Consider the following 22,591-nt stretch of genomic DNA (forward strand, 5'->3'; position numbering starts at 1 on the left):
CTTCGAAAAGATTTGGCAGAAACAAGTAAACTGTTTATCTTTGCACCCGTTGAAAATACGCGGAAATAGCTCAGTTGGTAGAGCATAACCTTGCCAAGGTTAGGGTCGCGAGTTCGAGTCTCGTTTTCCGCTCTTTCTTTGAAAGGATGCTCGAATGGTGGAATGGTAGACACGAAGGACTTAAAATCCTTTGGCCATTGCGGCTGTGCGGGTTCAAGTCCCGCTTCGAGTACGAGTATTCCTGATTAAAAGCTCTGTAAATCTTTGATTTACGGAGCTTTTTATTTATCCGTTTATCACTGATTCATTCTGTCTCAAATCCTGATTTTAGCCCGTTTTAAGGTTGATTTATGCGACTTATGTAAACCAAGATGTAAACCGGAAATGTGTATGAAAGCAACGGTTAATGTGTTGTGTTACAGGTCTAAAACTCTTAGTAATGGTGAGCATCCATTAATGATTTGTGTGTGCAAAGACGGCAAACGGAAGTATGTCGGTCTTGGAATCTCTGTAAATCCTAAATATTGGGATTTTAAGAAGAATAGTCCTAAGCGTAATTGTCCCAATAGGGAACAGTTAATAAAGGTTATTAATGAGCATGAACAGAAGTATGCTGAATGTGTGCTTGAGTTCTCTGCGGAGAATCGGGAGTATTCATCTGCATCTTTGATTGAAGCAGTTGTGCCTGTACAGAAGGCTAGAACGGTCGGTGAACTGTTTAATGAGTATATAGCTCAACTTAAAGACGAGGGTAGGTTAGGGTATGCGCTTTCTGTACAACAGGTATGTAACTCTCTGTTGAAGTATAGAGGGCATTTAGACATTTACTTCTCCGAAATTGATGTAAATTGGTTAAAAGCGTATGAATCTTGGCTGAGACGCTGTAATTTGGCGGATAATACCATTGGCATACGTTTTAGGACATTGCGGGCTGTTTATAACTTGGCTTTGGCTGAAGGTATAGTGAAGGTGGATTGTTATCCGTTTAAAAAATACAAAGTCTCTAAATTACATAAGGAGACAGCTAAACGTGCTATAACAAAAGAACAGGTGAAGCAGGTTATTGAATATGATGTGTCAAGGGCACGTTTCTATAAGAGATTGGCGGTTGATATGTTTACGTTCTCTTATTTAATGGGTGGCATTAACTTCACGGACATGGCTTTTCTTACAGATAAGAACTTTGACGGTGAACGTTTGGTGTATATTCGTCAGAAGACGAAGAAGTTAATAATGTTACCGTTACAAGAGAAGGCTGTTGAGATAGTGAACCGCTATCGTTCCTCACAGCGTAAATATGTATTTCCAGTACTGGATAATCGTGAGCGGACACCACGGCAAATAAGAAACCGGATATATGATGTGTTGGATAACGTTAATGGATATTTGGCTGATATTGGAAAGGAGTTGGGTATTGAATTAAAGATTTCCAGTTATGTCGCCCGCCATTCCTATGCGACAGTTTTGAAACGTTCCGGAGTATCTACTTCTGTTATCAGCGAATCGTTGGGGCATAGTTCGGAAAGGGTGACACAAATTTATTTGGATAGCTTTGAGAACAGGCAATTAAATGATGCAATGAAGAACTTGTTATAGTACTTTCAATTAATCCCACTTGTAATTATTGCAGGTGGGATTTTATTTATATATTTGAAGCATTTAATTATACAACATTACACATGAAACATAAACTATCCAATTACGGCAATTCTGATGCGCATAATCAAATAAAGAAACTTATGCTTAGAGGTGAGAAGCTTACAATAGGCTTCTTCAATGAGGACATAACCAATTACTCATGCGCATGGATTGAATCAAAAACTGTCAGCGCATTTAAATATGTTATCTTTAAGGAAGATAACGTTTACTGGCTTATGAACTATCTTGTCAATGGTGAGGTTGAGGACATAGATGCGAAACCGTTCGGAATACAGGGAGAGATAGAAGAAGAGGAAGACTTCCAGTTATGTATGTTGAAGAACTTCATTGAAAGCAAAATGACAGTACAGTTCAGTCCTCTGCCTAGAGACGGAAGCGGATTTGTAAGAGCCATATCGGCATTTGATAACGGGAAGGTGATATTTAAATTAAAGAAGACAGACGAGCTGTTGGAATATCTAAAGGCACGTGACTTTATTTTACTTTAATAAATGGAAACCACATATATCGAGATTGATTCACCGGACAAACATCTGTCAGATGTATTGGAAGAAATACCGTCCAATGTCATTCTTTATAAGACCCTGACAGGTATCGGTGCGACTTATAGCGAGATTAAGGCTCAAAGACATTCCATTATCATAGAACCGAACGTTCCTGTAATAATCGGTAAATGTAATTCCGACAAACATAAGAATGACAATTTGCTGGGTGTCTATGAGGGTGTCACTACTGACAGGATTATCAAATATCTAGGAGCAAGCAGGGGGAAATATTATAAGATACTCACTACACCCGAAAGCTTCACGAAGGTTAAAGATGCGTTTCTGATATTTAACGGCAAGATATATAATACCTGTTTCCTACTTATTGATGAAGCTCACAAGACTATAAAGGACGTGGATTATAGAAGTGATATTGTCCTGCCTATGAATGACTTCTTCAAGTTCAAGGGGAAGGCACTGGTATCTGCAACTCCGCTTAAATTCAGTGACCCACGTTTTGAAGAGAACGGTTTCAGTATCATTAAGATTGAACCTACATACGATTACGCTAAGGAGATTGATATAAAGCCTTCAACCAACATATTAAGGGAAGTTTGGGAGGAATTTGGTTGGATGCCATTCATAACAGGACAAGACAAAGACAGACCTTTCTTCATATTCATAAATTCTGTAGGTATTATCTACTCTATAATATCCCAACTTAAACTGTTTGACAAGTCTTCCGTATTCTGCGCCCCCAAGAGCATAGACAAGTTAAAGCAGAATAACTTCAACCGATGTTATGAGAACTGGGATATAGAGAGGATGAGCCAATACAACTTCTTTACCAGTCGCTTCTTTAATGCGGTGGATATTGAACTGGACTTCAAGCCTTATGTCATACTGGTTACTGATGTGTACTTTGCAGAACAGACGATGTTTGACCCATATTCCGATGTAGTCCAGATTATAGGCAGATTCAGGAATGGAATAACGGCTGTCACCCACGTTACCAATAGCAAGTACGAACTGCCACAGAGAACCGAGGAAGAACTGGATGAGTTTGTCAGGACAAGCGAGGAAGTATATAATACACTCAAAACATTTTATGATGCGGCAGCCAGTAAAGGGGCAAGGGTAGCATATAAAGCTGCAATGGACAGTTTGCCATTCAATCAGATGTTGGACATAGACGGTAACAAGAACTGGTTTGCTGTTGACAACTATATAAATGATGCACTGGTAACTGGATATTATCGGGATGTGAAGTCACTTCAACGGGCTTATGAACAGCATAATGATATATTAACGCCTTCCGTATTTGCATTGTCTGACCGTCCCGCCCTTACAGATGAAGACCTACGATTCAAACGGGGGTTGAAGACGCTTAGCACAAAGGATAGGAGAACGCAGATTGTCAAGTTACTGGAATATCTAGGCAATAATGACCTTACAGAACAGGAACGTGAATTTAAAACTGATTTGAGAAGAACGGATTCATTCATAGTTGAAGCATACGAACTGGTAGGCAAGGAAGTGATTGAAGAACTGGATTACTCCTATCCTGAAATCAAGAAGCGGATGATAGTTGCACAATACCTGTTGGGAGCCAAAGGAACGGAGACTATCCAACTGATAAAGACCTCATTCAAGGTAGGAATGAAGTACAGACTAACCTATATTAAAGAAGAACTGATTCGTATATTCGAGTTATTGGGAGTTACTCCGCCTAATAAGATAACAGCCCAAAGTATCAATTCATACTTTGAAACTAAAGAAGTGTGGATTAAGAAGGATAAAGCCCTGTTGCTTGTAAGAGAGAAAGTGTAGTACAGCCATTCAACCTTTTAGGGAAGAATGTTCAATTTATATGCCCCACCTCATAAAAGGTTGAATATGCTATAATCCTGATAGTCCGGTTATCACTAACTTGGATTATCGGGATTTGTTTTATCCTGTAGTCTGTCATTCCCGATTGTGGTATAATGGTTAGGCAATGCCACTGACATTTATTACCTTTGCAGTACCTCAAATGACATAACATTCAGATTATCTGCAACCTACCGAGATTCATTACTACTAACCTATTCTAATCTTATTAATTACTATGAAAGAACTTACCTATCATGAAATCAGAATTAAAGCCTTGAAGAATAATGTACGGGACAATAAACTTCAAATCGGAATGTGGGCGCAATTTAATGGCTACATGAAACGCAGGGTACACAGGAACGGAAGATATTATACTGTATATATCCCATTACAAAGACTAACCGATTAATTATGATAATCCATTTACCTACAGGGAAGCAGTTTGCCAACAGGAAGGAAGCCAAGATTTACTTTGGTACAGCCTACTATTACAAGTTGGAACGGGAGAAGAGAGATTTGTTATTTACCGATAATGTTCAATCAGCTACTAATGAATATTGCCAAACAACATCTAATAAACAGGACAAGCATAAGAACTCATAATGCTACTATTAATAAGTCAATGTTAAATGCTTTAAATGAACCTAACCTGTATAGATTCTTCTGTCTGTCCTTATATAGAAACATCTATTATAATGTAAGACTACGGATTGAAGATATAGCCAAGATTACAGGTGAGAAGAAAGGTGTATTAAAGAATTTCAATAAGAGTATGGACACGATATTGACAAGAAAGAAATACCCCAGCCCAATCAACCACCCTGTATATGAATTTACAATGAGAAGTCTGTATAAGATACCTGCCATGGATTACAAAGGCTTTATCACATTATCCCATAAGTTTACCCAAGTTAAGCTAAGTGTGAAAGTGAAAGGGTACTATATCAAGCTATTATTAATTGCAGAGAATAATACTATTCCTCTTACTAACATAGGAATAGCTAATAAGTTGGGAATAAGTAAGAATACAGTATTCAAGTATAATATTGAATTATTCCAAGCAGGATTGTTAAAACTGTTTCCCGACAGGTTGGAACTTACTCCTAATGAATTACTAATAAGCAATGATGAAGCCAAACAAAAGAAAGAATGGCATCCCATTACAGGAGATTTACTACCTAATATAATTCTTAGCTTTAATAAGTAAGTAAAGAGGTCATTTTATACCTGTTATTAATTATATTAAGAGAGGGTATAATTTGACCTCTGACTGTAATATATAGTCTTTATATGCTTATGAAGTCGAATTAATAATGACAGAGATAACATTTGATAAGAATACTACCTTTTAATGAGATTCATATTATAAGGTTGGGGCTCTCTACACATATATCCAAATTACTTCTTTAGTCTGATTTGAGTATCAATAAAATACAAGTCCTTGTCAATACCGTACAGCACATTGTTGGGAACGGCATCAAACACTTCATATTGGTCGTTATGGAACTCGTCTATATAATCCATTTCAAAGCCAAGCGCTTCCATGTATTCAGCAATTTCATCTTCTGTTGCTTCCCGTTCTGCCAATATGTAAGGTTGTGTGAGAACTGCACAGAACTCTTGACGGCTGTTATAAGAGAAGCCAATCATCTGATAGGGTACATTACTAAAGAACTTATTGTGTGCGTTAATGCGAATGAAGAAGTTCTCCAAATCATCCCCTGCATACTCAAAGTTATTCAGCTTGATGACAGACGATTTACCGTCATGGAATACTTCATTCTCACCACCCTTATCCATGTAGGTAATATTGAGGTGTGACAAGTCAATCCATAAGTTGTTGGCGTTGGCAAATACTATCAGTTCTTTAATTTGCCTTCCCTTATAGCCCTCTGTTGGTTCAACTTCTCCTGTTGCTTCCTTACTTCTTCCGGTGATACAGGTTGCTTGCTCCAAGAGATTATTGATTGGCGGGTACGCTCTATCCATTGCTTGTGAAATTCATTAATATATTCCATAATTCATATAATTATGAGTTTATGCAAATGTAGGCAATCTATTTGAATCTGACAATATATAGATATATTAGCGTACTACCTTTTAATGAGATTTATTTATATTATATACCCCAACCCCAATTTGGTAGTATCTAAAATCATACCCCCGCCCCTTTAGATTTAGGTAGTGTTTCTATTTGAACTTTATGTAGTGATAGAGTAAAATTATTAGTCAGACAGTGAGCGCATCAGATGTATATCGTGCGCTAAGCTTCTGTGAAACTACTAACACCCCCATACCAATCATTAGGAAAAATGAAAGGATTGCATGAATTGCTATTCAGCCCACAAACCTTTTGAACTTCTGAAATGTGCGGACTTATCAACGATTTGTATATGCCTACGTATAAAGATGCACAAAAAGAAGTGAATGAATAGTACTTCATGTTAAGCCCTCATTTTGTCCTTAAATACACTATTTACTAATCTATTATTATGCGTATGGAGAATTTAAAGATTTTATTGACGTTTGGAATAATTCTAATTGTGCCAGTAGTCTTAATGCCACAGTTCTTTATTGGATTATTAATACTGATTGTGGCTTGCTTAGCTTTCAGACAGAGGAATTTCTAATATTAACTTAATAAATTACAGATTATGGAATCAACATTACAGATTATGCCAGTACAAAGAACTAGTAGAAACTTTGGTGAATATGCAGAAGAAGCGGTAATAATTGAAGAGCCAATTATTAAGCAGAAACGCCCGTTATTTATTGAAGCCAATACGATTGAAGCCAGTTTGGAACATCTAAGGAATGATTGCATTATCCCTGTATTTGCCAAGGATAACGAAGCTACATTATCTCATGTGGCTTTCATTGAAGCGGTACAGGATGCAACCAATACATTCTTTAGCGGTGAACAAATTGAATCGCCAGATATTCGTGTAAGCCATGTTATTAAGGGTCGCATTCCCGAAGCAATACATAAGCCAGCCAATCAGTTACTAGAGAGTGACAAGACTATCTACTACGAAAGGTGCGCTTTTGTTATTGAAGTTCCTACTATCTATGAGACAGTACACGGTAACAGGCTAACCCTTACTATTGGCGGTGTAAGAGCTTATAACCACACCAATCTTTATTCGAAGAAAGGTGCGGAGCGGTTTAAAGTGTTTATTGGCTTTACTTGTAAGGTTTGCACAAATCTATGTGTATCTACAGACGGTTATCTTAGTTGCTTGGAAGTTACCAATACAAGGGATTTATATCAAGCGGTATTGGAAATGTTCCACAAATACGATGCAGCCAAACACATACATTTGATGCAGTCTTTAGGCAATACCAGTATGACAGAGCATCAGTTCTGCCAACTACTTGGAAGAATGAGACTTTATCAGTCATTACCGCAAGGCTATCAAAAGGATATACCTAAAATGTTGCTTACTGATACACAGGTTAACAATGTGGCTAAGGCTTATATCAATGACGAGAACTTTGGTAGCTTGGGAAATGATTTGTCTATGTGGAAATTCTACAACTTGCTCACAGGTGCAAATAAGAGTAGCTATATAGATTCATTCTTGGATAGAGCCTATAATGCTACAGAACTTGCAACGGGTATATGTTCCGCTTTACACGGTGATGACAAATATCAGTGGTTTCTTAGTTAGTGGTATTACAGAGTACTTAAAAGGGGCATCCATATAATAAGGGTGTCCCTTGATTATTCATTACCTATTAATATTCAAAAGATTATGTTACAAGCGTTATTAGTCGTTATATCTTGGATTATCTTGTTACTTGTTATGTGTGCAATTTCACCTGTTGTATTCTTCTTGATGATTATTTGGACTATATACAAGATTATTACGATGAAGTAGTACATGAAGAACTAATAAGGGTATCTATATACTATATATAGGTACTCTTTCTCTATTATTAGCCAGTAGTATAACATTCACTTCTGTTATTAGTGAATGTTTAGCTAGTAATCAGCAAGTTAGATATTCCAACTCAAAATTAATATTCACTTTTATTAGTTTCACTATAAAACAGAACATTATGTCACTTAAATATTCAAGTACAACAGCAGATTATCTGCAATGGAGCGAAGCAATGAACCTAGTAAGAAAGTTGGCAAGGGATAGTAACTATAAGATGTCACTTCTTATCGCTTTGGGTTGCTTCACAGGTCTAAGAATTTCTGATATTCTTGCTTTGAGGTGGAATCAGATATTAGATGCAGAAGAATTTACCATTATAGAGATTAAGACAGGGAAGCAAAGGACAATTAGGATTAATATGCAGCTACAGCAACATATCAGAGATTGTTATGAGCATATAAATCCAGTTGGCATAAATGCTCCTGTATTGATAAGTCAGAAGGGGACAGTGTACACAGTTCAGAGAATCAATGTCATGCTGAAAGAGATTAAGAAGAAGTACAAGTTACATATAGGTAATTTCAGTTGTCATTCTCTTAGAAAGACTTTTGGCAGACAGGTTTATAATATGAACAGTGATAATTCAGAGCTTGCACTTGTTAAGCTCATGGAACTATTCAATCATTCCAGTGTATCAATTACTAAGAGATACTTGGGATTGAGGCAAGAGGAATTATTAAATACTTATGACTGTCTTAGCTTCTGATAATTGGGTTGGTATGAAAGTTCAGAATTTCTACTTATATGGGGATTTGGCAAGTTTCATACCAACCTTGAATTATTGAGCAGAGACAGCTCTCAACTTTTAATAAACAATAGTTCTTGCAAATTAAACAGCTTTTAGTAACTTTGTAGCAATTTCAGACTTCTATGGAGATAGTTCTGAAAGGACATAGTTAACGAAGAGCGTTTGATATTATCTTGCATTGGAATCTGGACAATTCTATTACCCAAGATAATAGGCAAGAACGCTCACGTCAGTATTATATATTCATCTTAAGGGATGAACTATATATTCTTCTGGCGTGGGCTATTGTTTATTATTGGGTAAGGGCAAGTCCAGAGCCTCAATGCAGTAATATTCAATAGTTCCCACGCTTCTTGTATGTAGTAGCTAACTATAGGGAACAGGTTGGCATAAATACAGGTATATAAGAAACAGACAGTCTATTTTACTACTCAACAGTTCTTTATTAAAGAAGTGTGCAACTCTATGTTGTGTTCCTCACACTATAATTAATAACTAAAAGCCTGTTAAGGAACAAAAGGGCATCTATTAATGATATGAAGAAAGTAATTCTATTGTATGTGATGATTCTAATTTCAAGTATCATATATGCAGATGAGATTAGAAATGTAAATGGAGAAGCTAGAGGTTTTAGTAATACCAGTGTAATTATTAAGATTAAAGTACAAGATAATGGTAAAATTACCGCCATAGCTCTGTATGATGATTATGCTATACTCAATAAAGACAAATGGATGAGTATATATGTACCTATGCGTAAGATTGAAGACGACATAGCTAATCCCAATATTCCTAAGGAAACAAAGAATTATCTGTTAAAGGACTATCCTAAGAAGAAATATTACGGCAATACTAAAATCAATAATAAGCCTGTGACAATTATATTCTAATCATAAATATCGCAGTTATTTATTGACAATTATTATTTAATATCCCAAAGGGGTTAACTATATATTAATCAGCTAAGGAGGAATTTACAATGAAGAAACCAAATGTAAACATATTGTACATCTGTGTAATATTTGCACTAATTACATTATTCAGTTGTAAAGGAAAGGGTGGTACTTATAGGGACGGTGTATTCTATCCAAATGATGAGAAACTGGCAGGTAGTAAGAAAGTTACGAAACCGGATGGACATGAATATATAATGTTTTACAATAGAGATGGGACACCACAAAGCGGAGAAGGAATGCATCATCCTACCTGTAATAAGTGTAAACAACTAGAGAAAGAAGGGTACTATGAACATCAATTTATACTAAAAGACGGAAAGAATATTCATGACCCTAATTGCTCTGTATGTAAAGAATGGAACAACTAATACAGAAACTACTCTAAGGTAATGAAGAACGAATTTATAGCGTTAATAATATTGTTCTTATTAGTTTCCTGCCAATCTAGGCAACAAGTTACAGAGAATATCTCCACAATAGATAGTATATTACAAGTAAATGTAACTTCTCTACTGGAGAATAAACTATCTGAACTCGATGCTTTATCTGGGCAGGCTATAGTAATGGAAGTTCAATCAGGGCAAATAAAAGCTCTGGTTGGACTTACTAGGAAAGATAGTACGAACTACCAACCATGTGAGAACTTCTCTGTATGGCAGTCTACTGGTCTGATGCACCCAATATCACTATTGGCAGCTTTAGAAACTGGTAAGGTGAAGTTGAGTGATAAAGTTGATACTGGAAATGGTATCTACCAAGTTCATGGCAGAGAGCTTAAAGACCATAATTGGCATAGAGGTGGATATGGTGAGCTTACAGTACAAGAAGGATTGGCAGCTAGTTCCAATATTGCTATTTATAAGACTATGGAGAAAGCATTTGCTAATAATCCCCAATCGTATTTTGATTTATTAGCTAATATGAGCTATGGTAAACCGGATAGTATCACAGGAATAGCCAATCTAAAGCCTGCACACTTTATAACTCCTAAAGATAACAACTGGACTAAGACAGCCTTTGTATGGTCTAGTATTGGTTATAACCAACACGTATCGCCAATTCAAATACTAACCTTCTATAATGCTATTGCTAACAATGGGAAGATGATACAGCCTCAACTATATAAGGATAGTGTAGTAGTTATTAATCCCCAAATAGCTAGTAGGGCTAGTATTGATAGTTTGAAGAAAGCTCTAGTATTTAATATTACTGACGGATTAGGTCAACCTGCCAAGTCTGATAAGGTAGTAGTTGCAGGTATACAGGGAACTAGTTCGTTATCTACTAATGAGGATAGTACTAAGGATATGTATGCGGTAGAGTTCTGTGGTTACTTCCCTACTGATAATCCTAAGTATAGTATCATTGTATCTATTAATAAGGCTGGATTACCTGCAAGTGGTGGACTAATGACAGGTGATGTATTTAAGAAGATTATTGATAACATTATATCTTATAAAGAATAATCTGGAATAAGAAACATCCATTAAAGGTTACTAATTCATTGGTTACTAAAGAAGAAAGTACTCATATTCTATCGCAGAACTAAATGTAATCAGGGAAGTAACTATACTGATGAAGAATGATAGATAATATAACGGATTAGATAAGTAACGAAGAGTATATAAAGCATTTATGAAGTACATTGAAATCCACAGATTAATTCATATCTTTATTCCAACTTAATTTTAGTAACAATGAATACTGATATACTGATAGGTGCAATAGCAGGAGATATAATAGGTTCTTACTATGAATTTGTCCCAATAAAGTCTATTGACTTCCCGTTATTCAATGGTTCTTCATCACACTTTACTGATGATACCATAATGACTATCGCCAATGCTGATTGGCTATTAACAGGCGATAGCTTATTAGGCATAATGCAGGACTATGGTAATCGCTATCACAGTAGTTATGGAAGTATGTTCTATGAATGGTTGAGAGCTGATAATCCTCAACCATATAACAGTTGGGGAAATGGTTCAGCCATGCGAGTAAGCCCTATAGATTGGGCTTTTAATACTTTAGAGGAAACATTAGAAGCTGCCAAACAAAGTGCAGAAGTCACACATAATCATCCAGAAGGAATAAAAGGAGCACAGGCTACAGCAGCTTGTATATACTTGGCTCGTACTGGTAAATCCAAGCAGGAGATTAAAGAGTATGTTGAAACTACATTTGGATATAATCTAAATAGAACTTGTGATGATATAAGACCTACATACCACTTCAATGAAAGCTGTCAAGGTACAATACCAGAATCTATTATCGCTTTCTTGGAGAGTACGGATTATGAAAGCGCTATCCGTCTTACTATATCTTTAGGTGGCGATGCTGATACAATGGGGGCTATTACAGGTGGAATAGCAGAAGCATATTATAAAGAGATTCCTCAATATATCATAGATGAAGTTCTTAAAAGACTGTCTGAAGAATTTATTGATATAATGCAAAGGTTCTATAGAATGTTTATTAGCAGCTAATAAGATGCGGAATGTAAGAATTGTATTATTGGTACTAGTTGTAGCAGAATGTTGCATACAAGCAGTATTATCTTATTGGTGGTATGAATATAAATGTGGAGCATATTATAATCTAGTAATTAAAGGTGGTACATTACATTATATACTATGCCAAGTAGAAGATGTTCTATTAGTTACTATCACTATACTACTATTCTATTTACTTATAAGGCGTGTATTGAGAAGGTGTAGAACGCAGTAGGTACAGCATTAATAGGAGGAATGAATTATGAGAAAGGTAACAATGAATGAATACATAGAGCTTATAGATGAGCTTTGTGCTAAATGTGATTCTGGGGAATTAACAGAAGAAGGAGTGAATGACATATTAGCAGAGATAACTATTAGTGAATGGAAGTCAGACCCACGTGAACCGCATGATGTACCAGATGATTATATACCACCTAGTAGTAATTGTTAATATGATGACAGTAGAGACTTTAATAATAAAGTTAGGTGTAAATCCTAAAGAAGTATCTAAAGCTGAAATAATACTACTCACTAGCTTAGTAGAAAGATACAATCATGGTTATATGCGTAGGTCTATCTACTTTAGCTATGAAGAGGTACTCATAAAAGAAGCAGAAGGTATTATACACGGATATTTACCAGAAATTGACGGTATTATATATGAGGATTAGATATGAGATGAATAACTATATCTAAAATGAACAAATATGATAACAGCAGAACAGTGGAGAAACGGGATTAATTCTGTACTAGATGAGTACGGATTATCAAGAGAGGAGTTTTGGAAAGACCCTAAAGCATTTATTGACAAGTTGGACAATCAGGCAGCAAAGCTTATGCTAGCATTCTATATGGGATTATAATACATTAAATCGGAGGAACAATTTATGGATTTAATGGAAGAAATGTGGATAAGCAGACCACAAAGAAGAATGACTAAACTGTCTGATTTATCAGACGGAAGTATTGCACGTATAAAGTTCTATAATGCGAATAAGGAATATACTGTAGATAGCTTTAAAATAATGTTTGCTGAATATCAGAAGTCTATATACTGCAATCAAGAAGTTATAGGAGTATGCCATTCTATTAGTGATTATAGCTACATAGTAGATTATATTAATAATTCCCATTTCAGAAACGAATTAGATATATTTACTCCAGAATTTGATAAGAAGCGTACTCACCACATAACATCTCATAAATCAGACAAAGACACGTTACAAGTGAGAGTAATTTCTAATGAAGGAGTTATTAAGAGCTATGATATGTCTGCGATAGAAATTACATTTGAGAAGATGTATCACATTATAGATAAGGAACGTAATGGTTATCGAAGTGGTCAACTATGATTGGCACTCCGGTAATTTTAAATAAAACCAATGATTATGTTACTAAAGACACTGAATAGGACATTAGAAGAATATAATATTCCCAAAGAGGAGTTTTGGGAAGACCCTTATGGCTTCATAGATAAGCTTGAAGATGAAGATTTAAAGTGGTTATTACTAATGGAAATGGAGGCAATGGATTAATAACTGGAATTATGAAACGTGAATTTAAAAGCGGTGAAGTAGTATTGGAAGTATATGATGCGTCTCTTAGAATTGTAATGGACCGTTTACTTCCACCATACGAAGATAATGGAGAATGTAGCTATACTATTAATATAGCAGGTAATGAGAACTTTGGAGGAGGATTTCCACGTGAGTATGTGGAGAAGCAAGTAGATGAATATCTAGATACAATAAGAGACTTCATTATAGAAGGATTAATTAGTAAAGGCAATATTAAATGAATTAATATGGAAGGATATAAATTAAATGTAGAAATGGCAGAAGAACTAATACCGATGTTATTATATGAAATGGTTAATAATGACGTAATAACAGAGGAACAAGCAAATGAGGTACTTAATACTGTATTTGATGAATGTTTAGAGAGTAATATAGAGGCTAAAGAGTAGGTTAATACCTACTCTCTTGGAGCCCGACACAATCTGTCTAATTCAACTTTAAACGGTCGTAGATTTTGCTTTTTATCATTACACTCTTTACATATTGGTATTATGTATTTAAACTGTGGGAAGAATACGAGTTCCACATGTCCACCTACCATTATGTTGTTGTCCCTTGTATTAGGAAATACTCTTTTACGAAACATAAGTTTATGGCAACTTGGGCAGAACATAACTGAAAGATGATAGTCTTTAATTTTAAAATAATAATCAAGACAAGTATCATCTGGAACTGTACTGTTACCAGTTATGGCATTCCGAACTGTAATTAGTGTACTAGACTTAAATTGCTTACGTTTTAATATAAACTTAGCCATATCTATTGAGTATTTAAAGTTAAACAATACTGCAAATATAGTAATTAATAAGGATAAGAATGAATTTATGAGAAGATTTAACAAGTATGGATTTGGTACAGCAGTTGGAGTTCCTACTGCGGCTACTATTAATAATTATGACAATGAAAAGTGAGGATAAAACAATACCCGAGTGGTGCAATATTAAATGTGAGAAGATAGTTGAAGAAATTGCACCCGGATTCAAATGTATTAAGAACGCTATAACAGGTGAAATATTAGCTTTTATACATGAGGAGTTAGATGATGATATGCTAGATGAACAACCTAGTAACAATACTTAACATATTACCATTTGTTTAATAGGTTAATAATCAATAACTTTACATGTAGATATATAACTAATAACATTAAATGGATTAATATGGATAAGCAATTAAAACGTAAAGACTTAGTACTTGTTAAATGGAATAGCAAGTACATGACTGATAGAGAAGGATGCAGTCTATCAGAAGGTGTTAGATACTTAGATAGAGATATAGAAACAAGTACAGTAGGTTACTTCATAGAAGAAGATGATAAAGCTATTGTACTTGCTTCAAGTATTTATGGTATTAATATACCTGATTCATTATGTAAGGATTGTATGGTAATTCCTAAAGCCTATATAAGTGAGACTATCGTTCTAGACGCTCAATTCGGTCCTCTAAATCACTAATAGTACTTTCTAAATCCTCAATCTTCTCTTGAAGTTCTTTAAATTTAGAATCGGAGTTAGGATATACGCCTATAATATAATCATCAATAACACAACTTATAACGTTGTATTCTACACCGTCTATGGTGTCTTGACTGATACAGAAATTAGTGTTATTACACTTAGGGCATTTGATATACATAATCTATAAGTATTAATGGTTAAACATATCACAAATATACAGATTATTATTAATATAGCAAGTAGATAATTAATCTTAACATGATGTATTAGTCTTGTATGATTAACATCAAATCTAAATATAATAATGAGTAAAATAGTAACAGAAGGTAGACTAAACGAATTGACTGGTATGTCAATAGATTATGGGAAGGGGGGGGACTGCCCGACTTATAAGGAGAAACTTTTATATTATTAGTTCTGCGATTATATAATAAAATAAGCCCAACTTAGCTTTCGCTAGGCTGGGTTTTATTAATTATAAAGTATGAGTATTTAATGTGTGCAATTTTACCAAATACAATATTGATAATCTTAATAGATAGAATGACCTGTTTTATTATTCTTGTAAATCTTTCGTATTAGTGTGGTTATCTATCTAGGATAATCGTTATAAATTCTTACACGTAAATATTCTATAATAATAAAGAAGTTGTATATTTGTGCTTAGCATTTCAAGTTATGGTTTCCATTAACTTAATGCTATAATTGATAAATAAACCGACTAAATAATGTAATATGCGAAGGGAAGAAGTAGTGGCACAATGGCAGAGGGAATATGATAGCTTCTTACAAGACTGTATGAATAGGGATTGGGCTAAGATTGCAAGAGCTGATGAACCCAATAGGGATTGGGCTATAATGTTTGAAGTAGATAGGTCATTTATAAATAATGCGAAGAGTTTGCTCTTTACTATAGAGAATCGACTGTATGATGTGTTACAATTCTTATTAGATAAAGGTGCTGACCCCAATTCTAGTTTAAGGAGGTACAATAGCGATAGAAGGTGTTATGAAAGCACAACTCCATTGATAGAGGCTGTTAAAATAGGTAATTTAGAATCTGTTAAAATATTACTCGATAATGGTGCAGATATTAATTTCTGTGTGGAGAGAAACCTATCAGATAGAGACGTATATTTTAACAAGACAAGGATTAGAGTGAAAGAACCTTCTGATGATTTGTACATTAAACCAAGAGAGAAGAGAACAGATGATGAGAAGATGTATATTTGGAAATATAGTACGGGAGAGTTAGCCAATATGTCTCCTATACAAATTGCCTATAATTATCGTCATGACAACATTGTTGATTATTTGTTGTCTAGAGGGGCTACGATGAAAGTTAATATAAGACCTAGTGGAATCTTCCCGTTCCCCTTTACTACTTTAGGCGAAATGTTGAGACGCTGTAAATTGTATTTTATCAAAGAAGTTGGACTATGTGAAGAACGATATTATGCTTTACGTACCCAAGTTAGGGAGTTTGAGAGTACTAAAGAATTATTAAAGGGTTATGAAGTACGAAATGCTGTGCCATACCCCTTTAGGATTGTTTCAACAGCAGTACTTCTTCTAGATAATTCTCTTGAATTTAAATTCCAATACATGGCATTATACTCACTATTTATTTTAGAATATTGGAATGAAATAATAAACTCGAAGACCCATATTGCAGCTTATGCAAAGGTTGATGATATTGGATATTTGATATGTTGGCTTGTAAAGGAAACAGAATATTCGAAATCTACAAGGCAATCACTAGGTTTAAAATAAGAAGCTGTCTGGTCAATAATCTAGTTGTATTCTATTTGAAAGTTGAATGTTTCTTATATAGCCATAATCAATACTACCTTTTATTGCAGAATATATTTATATAATACCCCTATCTATGAAAGGTTGAATAGTTGCATTATAAGTATAATTCACTACCTTTGCAGCGTGGGTAAATCCTACAAAGGAGATTATTAATTTATTGGATAACTAATCTTGTTCTACATAGTTGATGTAAACCAATATGTAAACCGGAGTATAGTTAGTGTAGGAGAGATTTATAAAGCTTTTATTGTAATGTGTTGATTATTAGAGATATATTACAATCGTATTCGACCGGCGAAGTCACCGGCAAGAAGGACTTAAAATCCTTTGGCCATTGCGGCTGTGCGGGTTCAAGTCCCGCTTCGAGTACGAGTATTCCTGATTAAAAGCTCTGTAAATCTTTGATTTACGGAGCTTTTTGTTTATGTACCAGTTATGGCGTTATTTTGTCTTTGATACTGACTAAAACCGGATTTGAGTTTGATTTATGAGCTTTATGTAAACCGGGAGGTAAACCGGAAGTGTATATGAAAGCCACGGTTAATGTATTGTCTGACGGGCCTGAATATCTTCCGGTTTTAGCACTCAACTCGTATTATATTAAAGAGAGTATTTCTTGGATGCACCGGCGTAGATGCCTGTCTTTTCAAAATCACATAAGATACTACGGGTGTTTTTGGAAACTTTGGGGATGTATACATCCACTTTGATGCACGACTGACTCTGTGCAGGATCAGCAATGTGCAGTTCTGCACTACTTTGATAGATATCTTTGAGCATTAATGCGCATGCCTTATCTACTTTTACAGTAATATCTTTGTGAGTGAAAGTTCCTTCCCGGTAAAATACCATTTGCCAGATATTCAGCTTCTTGTTTCTTACGATCTGCATGGCATCCGTATTTGCCAGGATTTCAATCCCATTCTTTTTATTGTATGCATTCATCTGTCGGGCAGAAGTTATTCCCGGTGCTATGATGTATGCATAAGTAGCGTTACGAGGGTTAGTTCCATGATTGAATCCGAGTGTGAAAACCTCCCGTTGTTGCATTTCTTTCGATTCTGTATGGTTGATGTCATACCATGAGCCCGTTTGTTGCTGATTGCATAAGAATATCCTGCCGCCTTGAGGGAAGATATATCCGATTCCGTTATGTAATACCCAATCGGGAGAATCGTAGGAAAATTCTCCTTTCTTTATTGTCGTTTGCTGCTTGTTCTGTGATAATAATATGTTCTTGTCATCAAGCAAACACTGGTTGATTGTGGTGTATACAGGTGCGTATGAAGTAGAATTGATTCCTGATCCTAAACACACCACTTCATTGTCGAAAAAGAACCAGGCTTTTTTGGCTCCGGTATTCACACCGGCATAATTGTCCATGTAAGCATAGGCGGACACTCCGTAGATACTGTCGGACACCCCTCCGGCAAAAGTGGAAGTTCCCCGAGTCTGCCAGTCGCTTGCGGCCATTGGGATCGTGTCCAGTTGCGGAGCCGTTGTTCCGGGGATTCTGCGCCAGTTCCATGCTGGGAAGATATTGGCATATTCATTTCCTTGAGTTACGATATTGGTACATCCGTCCGACATGAAATAAGTTTTGAGGTTTTCTCCGTTGCCGTATTCACAACGCATGGTGCGGGTGGATACAGTACGGACGTCGAACGTATAGCCGGGGCGTACGTGCAGGGTATAGTCTCCTCGGAAATAATGTGTATGCAGAGGCTTTAGTTTGTAGTCGGCAGCCTGTTCATCTTTTAGACGTGCGATGATAGCTTTGTACTCTTCAATATGTTCCGGATCGAGAACCGCCATACGTTCGGCAAATAGGGCGGTGGCGCTTTTGTCGGTGATATCTTTCCGGCTTATGCCTCTGCCCAGTACATCGAAAAGCATATATTTTCCGCGTATGGCCTGATAATAAGTTTGGCGCATGAACTTGCTTAACAGCTGTATCTTCTCGGTGCTCAAGGCATATTTTGTTCCTTGGGTATACATAGCCACCTGAGTTGTTCCTTTCAGGATCTCATCGCCATATCCACCGATATAAAGTTGTACACCATGTTGGAAATAAGAGTTGTCGTGCTGGAAACCTTCTTTTACTGTATATTCTATCGGACTGTAAGCATTTGCGAGAGCCGTTTCCAGGTCGGCCTCGTTTTTTTCCAGACATGACCGGTAAATCCAGTGAAGTGCGATGTCGGTTCTGTTAGCACCGGTCCATTTGACGGGGTCTCCTCCTTCTTTGCGGATACGTTGCAAGGTTTTAGTTTCCAATTCTGCCGGTATCTGTTTTTTCCCGACACGCATCTGTATAAGCAGTATACCGATTTTCTGCGGTTCGGCAATCTGGTTGTACCACCAGTTGTTGCAGTTCGGATTGCGTTCATACCAATATTCCAGCCCTTTCACTATCTTATTATAGATATCTTCGTTCTGATAGTAAGTATTCTGAGGGTTGGTGTAGGCAAATGCAAAATCATACAGTCGGTCTATGTGAGTGAGAGGTTCCCAGTTTGTACGGTCGCGGCGGCTGTAGTCCACGTCGGTGAAACAGCCTTTGGCGGTATCGTATTTGTGTAGAAACTCGTCAATAAGCGGATTCTGTGCAAAGTCTTTCCTTATTTTCTCCATTAAAGTTTCAAATTCATCATTGTCGGAGGGATATAGGTTGTTGATGTAGTTTTGGCTAGCCTTTGCCGTACTTGGTGTGAACAATCGGACAATTAAAAGCAAAAGGATGATAATGTGGTAATTGAATTTCATGTTATTATTGATTTAATACGTTGTAATAAATTATAGTGGGCAAAGATATGGAAATCTTGTAATATGGCCGGTCACAATTATTTTTTTCTTTATCGGTTTATTGGTATTTTTTGCCTCGTGCCTTATTTATTTCTAAAATGGGACAGAAGTACACTGCTCGGTTCAGATACAGTACTGTATCTTTCTTCTTCCTGATTTGTGTAATCGTCATTGTTTCTTATCTTGATTTCTTGCGATTATAAGTGTTCGCTACGGGTAGCAGGGTATGCATGGATTGTTTGTGGTGCAAGTTGTTACATAGCTTGAACACAATAAAGACTGAAGTTGCTTGTTTACGGGCAGGTTAAGTAAGACTTTATAAGAAGGGAAGCCGGTATAGTTGTGTTGAGATACCGGTATTATTCTGTCAGGATACCGGTATTACTAATTCGCCACGGCTGTGACGAGTTCTTCTCACAGCTGTGGAGAGATCCTTTCACGGCCGTGGCGAATACTCTCCACGGCTGTGGCGAGTTAATTATAACGGCGGCTTTTGCGAACAATCATTACCTGATAACAGATGAATACCTACTGTATGACGGATGTTTAATGGGGGCCTAAGCCGAAAGGCGAGTATAGCTGAACGGAAAGGACATAGGGGAGAGTGAGTGGTAAAGCAGTAGGCTGATAATAAAACAAGCCGATTGCAACCCCCATTACAATCGGCACTCAATCCTGAATATATTAACCTAAAACCTATGAAATCTTTCTATTGCCAATCACACGCATTGCTGCCGTATAATATTCGCAAGGGACAGATAAGAGGAAACCGTTCCGCCCATTCTCTTTCATTGAAACCTCAATATATGCTGCTTTCAGCAGATTCTTTACGCTGGCTACTTCCCAAGGACTACCAGCAAAAACATTGACTTGAGAAATCTTTCTACTTGTAATCATAATCTTTATAGTGTGTTTTTATTTTTACTGTGGCAAAGATAAGAGACAAAAACGACTTAGACGTGTAATTTTGATTCAGATATAGTATACAAATGATTCATTGAACCAGAATTTGCATAAGTTGACCAATTTGTAGCATTGTGCATGAAAAGAAATCCTCCTTTAGGCTGTTGGGAAGCAGCTAAAGGAGGATTTTATCGATGAAATGGTCGTTTTTTATTTACTTCTGATCGTTCTCGCGGATTTCTACACGACGAATCTTACCGCTGATTGTTTTCGGAAGTTCTTCTACGAACTCGATTACACGCGGATATTTATAGGGCGCAGTCACTTTCTTCACGTGATTCTGCAATTCTTTGATTAATTCTTCTCCCGCGCGGTTCTTATATTCTTTAGACAATACAATCGTTGCTTTCACCACTTGTCCGCGAATCTCGTCGGGCACTCCGGTAATGGCACATTCTACAACTGCGGGATGTGTCATCAAGGCGCTTTCCACTTCGAACGGGCCGATGCGGTAGCCGGAACTCTTGATAACGTCGTCGGCACGACCTACAAACCAGAGATAACCGTCTTCATCTTTCCAGGCAACGTCTCCGGTATAGTAAATTCCATCGTGCCAAGCTTCATGGGTACGTTCCGCATCCCGGTAATACTCTTTGAAAAGACCGAGCGGCTTACCTTTGCTGGTACGGATTACGATTTGTCCCTGCTCTCCGGCTTCTACGGAACGGCCTTCATGGTCAATCAAGTCCACATCATATTGGGGATTGGGCAATCCCATGCTACCCGGTTTCGGTTGCATCCAAGGCATAGTGGCAATGGTAAGAGTAGTTTCGGTCTGACCGAAACCTTCCATGAGTTTGATGCCTGTCAACTTCTTGAATGTATCGAATACAGCGGGATTCAATGCTTCTCCGGCAATAGTGCAGTATTTGAGTGAAGACAGATCGAACTTCGTCAGGTCTTCGTGAATCAGGAAGCGGAAGATAGTGGGAGGTGCACAGAGGGAAGTTACATGATAATTCTGTATCTTTTCCAGAATGTCTCCCGGAGTGAACTTCTCGTGGTCATAGACAAAGATGTTTGCTCCGGCAATCCATTGTCCGTAGAGCTTTCCCCACACGGCCTTGCCCCAGCCTGTATCGGCGATAGTAAGGTGAAGGCTGTTTTCGTTCAGATTATGCCAGAAGCTGCCGGTAACGATATGGCCCAGCGGATAGGTAAAGTCATGTGCCACCATTTTAGGTTCGCCGGTGGTGCCGGAAGTGAAATACATTAATGAGATATCATCGTTGGTGTTTGCATGGCGGGGCCGTACAAACGGGGCGGCACTCTCAATCCCTGCGTGGAAGTCTTCGAATCCTTCCGGAATCTCGGGACCGACGCTGACCAGCTTTTCTACGGTAGGGCACTCGGGCAGGGCGTCCTTGATATGTTGCAGGATGATTCCTTCGCCGGCAGCTACGATCATCTTGATGTCAGCAGCGTTGCAACGGTAGATGATATCTTTTTTAGTCAGCAGATGAGTGGCCGGAATGACGGTTGCTCCCAGTTTGTGAAGGGCGATCGTGCTATACCAGAACTCGTAGCGGCGTTTCAGGATCAGCATAACCATGTCGCCACGGCCGATGCCCAGACTTTGGAAATAGGAAGCCGTCATGTCTGTGTAACGTTTCATGTCGGCAAATGAGAACTGACGGCTTTCACCTTTGTCATTTGTCCACAGTAAAGCGTTCTTGTCGGGCTGTTCGGCAGCCCAGGCATCTACTACGTCATAACCGAAGTTGAAGTTTTCCGGGACGTTTATTTTCAGGTTCTTGATGAAATCCTCTTGTGAGGTAAAGGAGGTCTGTGATAAAAATCTTTCTACCATGATGT

At 37.1% G+C, this 22,591-nt stretch carries 26 protein-coding genes and 3 tRNA genes; 25 read left to right on the plus strand and 4 right to left on the minus strand.

Annotated elements, in window-relative coordinates:
* Positions 1-59: 59 nt before the first annotated feature.
* The 8 genes from CGC64_RS05540 (at position 60) to CGC64_RS05570 (ending at position 5,223) form a co-directional block, all read left to right on the plus strand.
* Positions 60-132: transfer RNA gene (locus tag CGC64_RS05540), tRNA-Gly, on the plus strand.
* Between the two features lie 16 nt (positions 133-148).
* Positions 149-232: transfer RNA gene (locus tag CGC64_RS05545), tRNA-Leu, on the plus strand.
* 158 nt (positions 233-390) lie between these two features.
* Entirely contained in the window at positions 391-1,596 is a 1,206-nt protein-coding gene (locus CGC64_RS05550; RefSeq protein ID WP_005679018.1) for a site-specific integrase, read from the plus strand.
* A gap of 83 nt (positions 1,597-1,679) precedes the next feature.
* Entirely contained in the window at positions 1,680-2,147 is a 468-nt protein-coding gene (locus CGC64_RS05555) for a hypothetical protein (RefSeq protein ID WP_005679019.1), read from the plus strand.
* A 3-nt stretch (positions 2,148-2,150) separates the two neighbouring features.
* Positions 2,151-3,974, plus strand: a complete 1,824-nt coding sequence (locus CGC64_RS05560; protein ID WP_005679020.1) for a DEAD/DEAH box helicase family protein — start codon at positions 2,151-2,153, stop codon at positions 3,972-3,974.
* Positions 3,975-4,251: 277 nt separating this feature from the next.
* Positions 4,252-4,425, plus strand: coding sequence for a hypothetical protein (locus tag CGC64_RS18920; RefSeq protein ID WP_005679021.1), 174 nt, complete (start codon positions 4,252-4,254; stop codon positions 4,423-4,425).
* 2 nt (positions 4,426-4,427) lie between these two features.
* Positions 4,428-4,619, plus strand: a complete 192-nt coding sequence (locus CGC64_RS05565) for a hypothetical protein (protein WP_008649611.1) — start codon at positions 4,428-4,430, stop codon at positions 4,617-4,619.
* Positions 4,549-5,223, plus strand: coding sequence for a hypothetical protein (locus CGC64_RS05570; protein WP_005679022.1), 675 nt, complete (start codon positions 4,549-4,551; stop codon positions 5,221-5,223). Before CGC64_RS05565 ends, CGC64_RS05570 begins: the two co-directional genes overlap by 71 nt.
* A gap of 191 nt (positions 5,224-5,414) precedes the next feature.
* On the opposite strand, the gene CGC64_RS05575 is transcribed toward CGC64_RS05570, so the two are convergent.
* A complete protein-coding gene (locus tag CGC64_RS05575) occupies positions 5,415-6,005 on the minus strand; it encodes a putative polyvalent protein kinase domain-containing protein (RefSeq protein WP_005679024.1) in 591 nt (196 codons plus the stop codon).
* Positions 6,006-6,670: 665 nt separating this feature from the next.
* Here CGC64_RS05575 and CGC64_RS05585 point away from each other — a divergent pair.
* The 17 genes from CGC64_RS05585 to CGC64_RS18785 all read left to right on the plus strand — a co-directional run bounded on the left by CGC64_RS05585 (position 6,671) and on the right by CGC64_RS18785 (position 17,379).
* Positions 6,671-7,687 carry a DUF3871 family protein gene (locus CGC64_RS05585; RefSeq protein ID WP_004323047.1) on the plus strand — a complete coding sequence of 339 codons (1,017 nt, stop codon included), beginning with the start codon at positions 6,671-6,673 and terminating at the stop codon, positions 7,685-7,687.
* A 391-nt stretch (positions 7,688-8,078) separates the two neighbouring features.
* Positions 8,079-8,666, plus strand: a complete 588-nt coding sequence (locus CGC64_RS05590) for a tyrosine-type recombinase/integrase (protein ID WP_005679026.1) — start codon at positions 8,079-8,081, stop codon at positions 8,664-8,666.
* Between the two features lie 578 nt (positions 8,667-9,244).
* Positions 9,245-9,598, plus strand: a complete 354-nt coding sequence (locus CGC64_RS05595) for a hypothetical protein (protein ID WP_005679027.1) — start codon at positions 9,245-9,247, stop codon at positions 9,596-9,598.
* Positions 9,599-9,687: 89 nt separating this feature from the next.
* The gene (locus tag CGC64_RS05600) at positions 9,688-10,032 is read left to right on the plus strand and encodes a hypothetical protein (protein ID WP_005679028.1); all 345 of its coding nucleotides are present in this window, start codon (positions 9,688-9,690) and stop codon (positions 10,030-10,032) included.
* A 21-nt stretch (positions 10,033-10,053) separates the two neighbouring features.
* The gene (locus CGC64_RS05605) at positions 10,054-11,130 is read left to right on the plus strand and encodes a penicillin-binding transpeptidase domain-containing protein (protein WP_005679029.1); all 1,077 of its coding nucleotides are present in this window, start codon (positions 10,054-10,056) and stop codon (positions 11,128-11,130) included.
* A gap of 231 nt (positions 11,131-11,361) precedes the next feature.
* Positions 11,362-12,150, plus strand: coding sequence for an ADP-ribosylglycohydrolase family protein (locus CGC64_RS05610; protein ID WP_005679031.1), 789 nt, complete (start codon positions 11,362-11,364; stop codon positions 12,148-12,150).
* 268 nt (positions 12,151-12,418) lie between these two features.
* Positions 12,419-12,610: a hypothetical protein gene (locus tag CGC64_RS05620; RefSeq protein WP_005679033.1), complete on the plus strand. Its 192-nt coding sequence runs from the start codon at positions 12,419-12,421 to the stop codon at positions 12,608-12,610.
* Position 12,611: 1 nt separating this feature from the next.
* Positions 12,612-12,830, plus strand: coding sequence for a hypothetical protein (locus tag CGC64_RS05625; RefSeq protein WP_005679034.1), 219 nt, complete (start codon positions 12,612-12,614; stop codon positions 12,828-12,830).
* Positions 12,831-12,866: 36 nt separating this feature from the next.
* Complete coding sequence (locus CGC64_RS18925; RefSeq protein ID WP_005679035.1) at positions 12,867-13,022, plus strand: hypothetical protein; 156 nt, start codon at positions 12,867-12,869, stop codon at positions 13,020-13,022.
* 24 nt (positions 13,023-13,046) lie between these two features.
* Positions 13,047-13,511 (plus strand): hypothetical protein, encoded by a 465-nt coding sequence (locus tag CGC64_RS05630; RefSeq protein WP_005679036.1) that lies wholly within the window; start codon positions 13,047-13,049, stop codon positions 13,509-13,511.
* Between the two features lie 36 nt (positions 13,512-13,547).
* The gene (locus CGC64_RS18775) at positions 13,548-13,694 is read left to right on the plus strand and encodes a hypothetical protein (protein WP_157448290.1); all 147 of its coding nucleotides are present in this window, start codon (positions 13,548-13,550) and stop codon (positions 13,692-13,694) included.
* A gap of 11 nt (positions 13,695-13,705) precedes the next feature.
* On the plus strand, positions 13,706-13,957 hold the full coding sequence (locus CGC64_RS05635) for a hypothetical protein (RefSeq protein WP_005679038.1): 252 nt from the start codon (positions 13,706-13,708) through the stop codon (positions 13,955-13,957).
* A gap of 6 nt (positions 13,958-13,963) precedes the next feature.
* Positions 13,964-14,125: a hypothetical protein gene (locus tag CGC64_RS18780; RefSeq protein WP_005679039.1), complete on the plus strand. Its 162-nt coding sequence runs from the start codon at positions 13,964-13,966 to the stop codon at positions 14,123-14,125.
* A 505-nt stretch (positions 14,126-14,630) separates the two neighbouring features.
* The gene (locus CGC64_RS05645; RefSeq protein WP_193900895.1) at positions 14,631-14,816 is read left to right on the plus strand and encodes a hypothetical protein; all 186 of its coding nucleotides are present in this window, start codon (positions 14,631-14,633) and stop codon (positions 14,814-14,816) included.
* An 80-nt stretch (positions 14,817-14,896) separates the two neighbouring features.
* Positions 14,897-15,190 carry a hypothetical protein gene (locus CGC64_RS05650; protein ID WP_005679043.1) on the plus strand — a complete coding sequence of 98 codons (294 nt, stop codon included), beginning with the start codon at positions 14,897-14,899 and terminating at the stop codon, positions 15,188-15,190.
* Between the two features lie 738 nt (positions 15,191-15,928).
* Positions 15,929-16,966 (plus strand): ankyrin repeat domain-containing protein, encoded by a 1,038-nt coding sequence (locus CGC64_RS05655; RefSeq protein ID WP_005679044.1) that lies wholly within the window; start codon positions 15,929-15,931, stop codon positions 16,964-16,966.
* A 325-nt stretch (positions 16,967-17,291) separates the two neighbouring features.
* A tRNA-OTHER gene (locus CGC64_RS18785) sits at positions 17,292-17,379 on the plus strand.
* A gap of 229 nt (positions 17,380-17,608) precedes the next feature.
* Here CGC64_RS18785 and CGC64_RS05660 read toward each other — a convergent pair.
* From CGC64_RS05660 to CGC64_RS05670, 3 genes are all read right to left on the minus strand, one after another.
* Positions 17,609-19,774 carry a polysaccharide lyase 8 family protein gene (locus tag CGC64_RS05660; RefSeq protein WP_005679045.1) on the minus strand — a complete coding sequence of 722 codons (2,166 nt, stop codon included), beginning with the start codon at positions 19,772-19,774 and terminating at the stop codon, positions 17,609-17,611.
* Between the two features lie 735 nt (positions 19,775-20,509).
* A complete protein-coding gene (locus CGC64_RS05665) occupies positions 20,510-20,710 on the minus strand; it encodes a DUF2007-related protein (RefSeq protein WP_005679046.1) in 201 nt (66 codons plus the stop codon).
* 220 nt (positions 20,711-20,930) lie between these two features.
* A complete protein-coding gene (locus tag CGC64_RS05670) occupies positions 20,931-22,586 on the minus strand; it encodes an AMP-binding protein (protein ID WP_005679047.1) in 1,656 nt (551 codons plus the stop codon).
* Between the last annotated feature and the right edge of the window lie 5 nt (positions 22,587-22,591).

It is taken from the genome of Bacteroides caccae (assembly GCF_002222615.2).
In the GTDB taxonomy this organism is placed as follows: domain Bacteria; phylum Bacteroidota; class Bacteroidia; order Bacteroidales; family Bacteroidaceae; genus Bacteroides; species Bacteroides caccae.